General features: G+C 68.4%; 4 protein-coding genes. 3 read left to right on the top strand and 1 reads right to left on the bottom strand.

Annotated features, from left to right (window positions below; all coding sequences use genetic code 11):
- Positions 1-596, top strand: a 596-nt coding sequence (locus tag Q0U08_RS16170) for a gamma-glutamyltransferase (protein ID WP_298092594.1), incomplete at its 5' end; no start/stop codon positions are given.
- Positions 597-657: 61 nt separating this feature from the next.
- Positions 658-2,448 carry a long-chain fatty acid--CoA ligase gene (locus tag Q0U08_RS16165; RefSeq protein ID WP_298092593.1) on the top strand — a complete coding sequence of 597 codons (1,791 nt, stop codon included), beginning with the start codon at positions 658-660 and terminating at the stop codon, positions 2,446-2,448.
- Between the two features lie 174 nt (positions 2,449-2,622).
- On the opposite strand, the gene Q0U08_RS16160 is transcribed toward Q0U08_RS16165, so the two are convergent.
- Positions 2,623-5,526 (bottom strand): pitrilysin family protein, encoded by a 2,904-nt coding sequence (locus Q0U08_RS16160; RefSeq protein ID WP_298092592.1) that lies wholly within the window; start codon positions 5,524-5,526, stop codon positions 2,623-2,625.
- 151 nt (positions 5,527-5,677) lie between these two features.
- Here Q0U08_RS16160 and Q0U08_RS16155 point away from each other — a divergent pair, with 151 nt between their 5' ends.
- On the top strand, positions 5,678-6,541 hold the full coding sequence (locus tag Q0U08_RS16155; protein WP_298092590.1) for an aspartyl/asparaginyl beta-hydroxylase domain-containing protein: 864 nt from the start codon (positions 5,678-5,680) through the stop codon (positions 6,539-6,541).
- Positions 6,542-6,655 lie beyond the last annotated feature (114 nt).

The raw sequence follows: 6,655 nt of genomic DNA, 5'->3' as shown, positions 1-6,655 counted from the left end.
ACCGCGGCGAGGTCGGAGGTGCCGGCAATGCGGTGCAGGTGACCACCACGATCGAGGGTTATTTCGGCTCCGGCCTGTCCGTCGACGGCATCTCGCTCAACAACGAGCTGACCGATTTCGACATCGTACCCGTCCGGAACGGTAACCTCGTCGCCAACCGGGTCGAGGGCGGCAAACGCCCGCGCAGCTCGATGTCCCCCACCATCGTCTACGATCCGGCCGGCAATGTCCGCCTCGCGGTCGGCGCCGCCGGCGGCTCCACCATCATCGCACAGGTCGCCAAGGCGATCATCGGCGTCATCGACTGGAAACTCAGTGCGCAGGACGCGATCGGCCTGGGCCTCGTCTACGCCCCGGGCCAGGTCGCGACCGTCGAGAAGGGCACGACGCTCGAACCCCTCGTCCCCCAACTCCAGGCGCTGGGCGAGCAGGTCCGCGTCGCGCCGCTCGGCCTGAAGGCCAACGCCATCGAGCGGGTGAACGGCCGCTGGGTCGGCGCCGCCGACCCGCGCAGCGAAGGCGTGGCGATCGATGTCGCCGGCAACGTCACCCGCATCCGGCGTCAGGGCTCGATCTTCGACCGCCCGGCGGAATAAGCAACGAAAGCATAACCCCATGCGTCGCACTGGCGATGATGTGGGAGATCAGGAGAGGCCGATGCGAACGCTGGAACATTTCCCCAACCTCGTCACCATGTTCTTCACCCGCGCCGCGGAAAAGGGCGATGCGCCTTTCCTGTCGCGCAAGCAGAACGGGGCCTGGATCTCGACCAGTTGGGCGGAGGCCGCGCGCGCCGTCGCCAGCCTGGCGAACGCGCTCACCGATATCGGCCTTCAGCGCGGCGACCGCGTCATGCTGGTCAGCGAGAACCGGCCGGAGTGGTGCATCGCCGATCTCGCCATCATGGCCGCGGGCTGCGTCACGGTGCCGACCTACACCACCAATACCGAGCGCGATCACGCGCACATCATCGAGAATTCGGGCGCCCGCGCGGTCATCGTCTCGACGCAGAAGCTGGCCCACACGCTGATGCCCGCCGTGCTGCGTTCCACCCATCTCGAAAAGGTGATCGGGATCGAGCCGCTGCGCCTCGGCCAGAGCCAGATCGAATGCTTCCAGTATGACGCGCTGATCGCGAAACACGCCGCCGAACCCGCCACGATCGCCGTGCGTGCCGATTTCGCGCGCAGCGACCTCGCCTGCATCATCTACACCTCGGGCACCGGCGGCGCGCCGCGCGGGGTGATGCAGCATCACGGCGCGATCCTGCACAACGTCAATGGCTGCATCACCATCATCGCCGAGGATTTTTCCTGGGACGACGAGGAGGTGTTCCTGTCCTTCCTGCCCCCCAGCCATGCCTATGAGCATACCGGCGGCCAGTTCCTGCCGATCGGCCTGGGCGGCCACATCCATTACGCCGAAGGGCTCGACAAGCTCGCCGCCAATATCGAGGAGGTGCGCCCGACGATCATGGTCGTCGTGCCCCGTCTGTTCGAGGTGCTGCGCACCCGCATCACCAAGGGCATCGAGAAGAAGGGCGGCCTTGCCGCGCGCCTGCTCGGCCATGCGCTCGATCTCGGCGCCAGATCCTATGACGGCCGCCTGCGCCTCGTCGACCGCCCCCGCCAACTGGCGGTCGCCACGCTGTTCAAGCCCAAGATTTCCAAGCGCTTCGGCGGTCGGCTGAAGGCGATGGTGTCGGGCGGCGCGCCGCTCAACCCGGAAATCGGGATCTTCTTCCACTCGATCGGCCTCACCGTGCTGCAAGGCTATGGCCAGACCGAGGCGGCGCCCGTCATCGCCTGCAACCGGCCGTCGGCGGGCCTGCGCATGGACACGGTCGGCCCGCCGCTCGCCAATACCGAGGTGCGCATCGCCGATGATGGCGAGATCCTGGTGCGCGGCGAACTCGTCATGCACGGCTACTGGCACAACGAGGCGGAAACGGAGCGCGTGCTGCAGGACGGCTGGCTCCACACCGGCGATATCGGCGAACTGGACGCGGCCGGCCGCATCAAGATCACCGACCGCAAGAAGGACATCATCATCAACGACAAGGGCGAGAATGTCGCGCCCCAGAAGGTGGAGGGGATGCTGACGCTTCAGCCCGAAATCCTCCAGGCGATGATCGCGGGCGACCGCCGGCCCTATATGGTCGCCCTTGTCGTGCCCGATCCCGAATGGACGCAGGAATGGTGCGCCAAACGCGGCACCGTCTGCCGGGCCGATGCGCTATGGGACGATCTCGACTACCGCGCCGCGCTCACCGCCGCGGTCGACCGGGTGAACCGCGACCTGTCCGTCACCGAACGCGTCCGCCGCTTCATCCTGGCGGACGAGCCCTTCGCAATCGAGAACCAGCAGATGACCCCCTCGCTCAAGATCCGCCGTCACATCATCCGCCAGATCTACGGCGAAAGGCTCGACGCGCTGTACAAGGGGTGAGCAAGAAGCGCCCTCTCCCTTTGGGGGAGAGGAGCAGAAGCTTCCCAAGCTTACGACCAGGGTTCGCCTATGTTTCCTCTCCCCTTCGGGGAGAGGGAGGGGCCCGTCGCAAAGCGACGGGAGGGTGAGGGGTAGCCCAGCAGTGCAACGCCGCTTGGCGCCCCCTACCCAACCTCACCCCTTAGGCACCACCTTCAACGTCCAGTCCCGCTCCGGCCGCAGATATTTCGCCGCCACCGCCTGCAACTGCGCCGGATCGATCGACACGAAATCCTGCGCCAGTTGCTGCGTCGCCTCCACCCGCTTGGGATCGAACGCGGCTCCGCCAAGCTGCTGCAACCAGAACTGGTTGCCCGAGGATGCGCGCAGGATGAACTGCCCCATCGGCCGCTTGATGCGCTGCAACTCGTCCGCCCCGATCGGGTTGGCCACCAGGTCGGCGGCGATCTCGCGCGCCAGCTTGAAGAAGAAGTCCACCTTGTCGGGCGCCACCTGCCCGATCGCGATCATCCGGCCGCCACCGGCCAGCCCGATCGGCCACTGGCTCGCCACCTGCGGGGTATAGCTGGCCCCCGCCTCGGACCGCAGCCGGTCGAACAGCCGGTCGGAAAACACCTGCGCCAGCACGTCCAGCCGCGTGCGATCGCGCCAGTCCGCGCTCCCGCCCCCCGTCGGCCACGCGATCACCGCCGCCGCCTGATCCGCCGCCCCGTCATGCGTCCTGACCACCGGCGCCGGAAACCGGATCGCCGGCGCAGCCGTGGTCGCCGCCGGACGCGGCTTCAGCGCGCCGAATGTCCGGCCTACCGCCGCGATCGCCTCGTCCGCCTTCACGTCACCGAACACCGACACCTCGATCGGGCCGGAGGCGAGCAGCGGTGCCCACAGCGCCTTGAACGCGGCGGGCGTCGTCTCCGCCACCACCTCGGGCGTGGGCGTGCCCCAGCGCGGATCGCCGTCATGCAGCAACCGCTCCAGGTCGCGGCTGATGACCCCGTCGGGCGAGGCGCTGAATCCGGCATAAGCCGCGCGCACCACCGCCTTGGCACGGGTCAGCGGCGCCGCATCCCAGGCAGGGGCCGCCAGCTTGGCCGCCATCAGTTGCAGATTGTCGGCATAGTCGCCCGGCGAGGTGATCGCCCCCAGCGCGAACGCATCATTCTCGATGCCGAAGTCCAGCCCAAGCCGGCGCCCGGCGCTCAACTGGTCCAGATCGCCCTGGTCCAGCTTGCCGATGCCGCCCGCCATCAACGCCAGGTCCGCCGCCCAGATCGGGCTCTCCCGGTTCGCGGGCAGCGCGTTATATCCCTGCCCGAACCGGGCCCGCAGATAGACGCGCCCCGTTTCCGACGCGTTGGGGAACAGCAGCAGGCGCACGCCATTGGCGAACACCACCTGTTCCATGTCCAGCGCCGGGATCGCTTGCCGCGAGACGACCTTGCCCGGCGTCCCCAGCCTGGGCAGTTGCGCAAAGGTGACGTTGGCCTGTTGCCGCCGCTTGCCCGCGAGTGCGGACACGTCCGCCTTCAGCGCCGCCGCCAGCTTCGTCGCGACGCCGGGATCGGGGCTGCGCGTGTTGACCAGCGCGCGCGTCGCGTCGCCCTGGAACACCTTGCGGGTCGAGGCGAGCAGCGTCTCGGGCGTGAACATCTTCTTGGCGATCGCATCCTTCAGGATCGCATACGAGGTCTCCGGCCCCGTCACCGTTTCGCGGATGTCCAGCGCCTCGACCAGATCATCGGCCTGTCGCGCGCCGGCCTCCACCCGCGCGGTCTCCACCTGCGTGCGCATGATCGTGTCGAAATCGGCCAGTTCGCGGTCGACCTCGGCCTGCCCCGGCGCGGTCGCCATCGCATCGGCGATCACCGCGCGCACGTCCTTCAGCGCCGCCTCCCAGTCGTCACCCACCGGCACGATGTTCACCGCGGTCAGGTTCGCCGAGCGGGACACGTCGTCCAGGCTGACGCCCGCCTGCAGAAAGCTGCCGCCCGCCCGCGCCCGCGTCTCCAGCCGCCGGCTGATCAGCCGCGTCGCCAGCATGTCGACCAGCCGCTTCTGGTTGAAGATGATCGTATCGTCCCGGTACCGCCACGGCCGCATCACGCCCATCACCACCACCGGCGGCAGACCAGGTTCGGCGATCGACGCCGATGGCGGCTGATCCGCCTGCGGCGTGCCGAAATCGGGATCGGCCGGCTTTTCGCCCACGCCCTTCCAGTCGGCGAAATTCTTCGCGATCAGCCGCGCGAATACCGCCGGGTCCATGTCGCCGGAGATGATGACCACCGCCCGCTCCGGCCGATACCAGCGGTCGTGGAACGCGCGCACGCTGGCCGCGGTCGCTGCCTGCAACGTCTCCACCTGCCCGATCGGCGGGCGCTGGCTGAGCGGTTGCCCGGCAAAGAAGGTTTCGCGCAGCTTGTCGGACCAGCGCACCTGCGGTCCGGGCTGCTCGCGCCGCTCGGCCAGCACTACCGGCCGCTCGGCGTTCAGCGCCGCATCGGTCAGCGCGGGCTTCTCCATCATGCCCGACAGGATCTTCAGGCTCTCGTCCAGCCCGGCTTCGGTCGCGCCGGGCAGGTCCAGCTTGTACACGGTCTGCGTCGGCGTGGTCGATGCGTTCGAATCCGATCCGAACGTCGCGCCGAACCGCTGCCAGATGCGCTTGGCCTCGCCGTCCGGCACATATTCCGATCCGCGAAAACTCAGATGCTCGATGAAATGCGCAAAGCCGCGCTCCGAATCCTGTTCGTACAGCGACCCGGCATCGATCCGCACCCGTACTGCCACCTGCCCCGGTGGCACCCCGTTCTTGCGCACCGCATAGCGCAGGCCGTTGGGCAGTGTGCCGAACGCCCAGGCCTTGTCCTGCGGCAGGTCCGATCCCTTGTAGAGCCAGGGACTCTGGTCGACGCCGGGGATCGGCGGCACCGTCGCTGGCGCGGGCTGCTGCACCGGCGCGACGGGGGCCGCCTGCGGGGCCGATGCCTGTTGCCCGGACACCGGCGCCAGGCCGGCCAGTCCCAGCCCGAGGAAGAGAAGGACGGGAGCGCGATATGCGCGCGAGTGAAACGCCATAGGCATCACCCTGTACCCGCTCGCGGCCCCCTCCGCCAGCCACGCCCGCCGCATCCTTGCCCAATCCCGCCATCATTTCGACCCATAGCGCGACTAGGAGGCCGATACTGGCCGGGCACGGCACGGCAACAACAGACAAGTGGTTGATCCCATGGGCGTTGACGTAAAGGTTGGACAGGACCGTCTTTTATGGCGGAACGCGCACGACGCATCCCGCCCGCGCCCCGTCACGCCCGATCTCGGCTCGATCTCCGGCGCGCCGCAACCCGGCGCCCCGATGCAGGCCGAGCGGGGCCGCCCCCTCATCATCCGCTTCGGCAAGAACATCCGCGGCATCTTCGACCGGCTGATCGGCTCCTCCTCGCTCGTCTCGAACGATCCCGTCCTCGACACCCGCGACTTCGCCTGGACCGCCACCCTGCGCGACAATTGGCAGGCCATCCGCGACGAAGCGGTCTCCGTCGCGCTCCACGGACAGGCCAGCCCCAGCCTCGCCACCATCTCCCCCGACCACCGCTCGATCGCGGAGATCGACAAGTGGCGCTCCTTCTTCCTGTGGGGCTACGGCTACCCGATCGCCGACAATCTGGCGCGCTGCCCCCGCACCGCGGCGGTCGTCGCCGGCATCCCCGGCCTCAACTCCGCCTTCTTCTCCATCCTCGCCCCCGGTACCCACATCCCGGACCACCGCGGCGTCACCAAAGGGCTCATCACCTGCCACCTCGGCCTGATCGTCCCGCGCGACGGCGACGTCCGCATGCGCGTCCACGACCGCATCGTCCGCTGGGCGGAAGGCGAAACGCTCGTTTTCGACGACACCTACCAGCACGAAGTCTGGAACGAGACCAACGGCACCCGCGTCGTCCTCCTCATCCAGTTCGAGCGGCCCTTGCGCCAGCCGGGCAAATGGTTCGCCGACCTCTTCATGGGCTTCGTCCGCCGCTCCGCCTTCGTGCAGGAAGCGCGCACCAACATCGACACCTGGAACGCCGCCGTAAAACAGATGGACGTGTAACTTTATTCCCTCGCCCCTCCGGGGAGAGGGAGGGGCCCGTCGCGAAGCGATGGGAGGGTGAGGGGCTGCCAAACAGCGCAGCATTGCTGGTCTGCCCCTCACCCTCCCCACGGC

The sequence above is a fragment of the uncultured Sphingomonas sp. genome (genome assembly GCF_946477935.1).
GTDB lineage: Bacteria > Pseudomonadota > Alphaproteobacteria > Sphingomonadales > Sphingomonadaceae > Sphingomonas.
The sequence above is the reverse complement of the archived record's forward strand: the minus strand, read 5'-3'. Positions and strand labels throughout refer to the sequence as shown.

Coding starts and splice junctions, on each gene's coding strand:
- Q0U08_RS16165 (WP_298092593.1), top strand. CDS start 658: ATGCGAACGCTGGAACATTTCCCCAACCTCGTCACCATGTTCTTCACC.
- Q0U08_RS16160 (WP_298092592.1), bottom strand. CDS start 5,526: ATGGCGTTTCACTCGCGCGCATATCGCGCTCCCGTCCTTCTCTTCCTC.
- Q0U08_RS16155 (WP_298092590.1), top strand. CDS start 5,678: ATGGGCGTTGACGTAAAGGTTGGACAGGACCGTCTTTTATGGCGGAAC.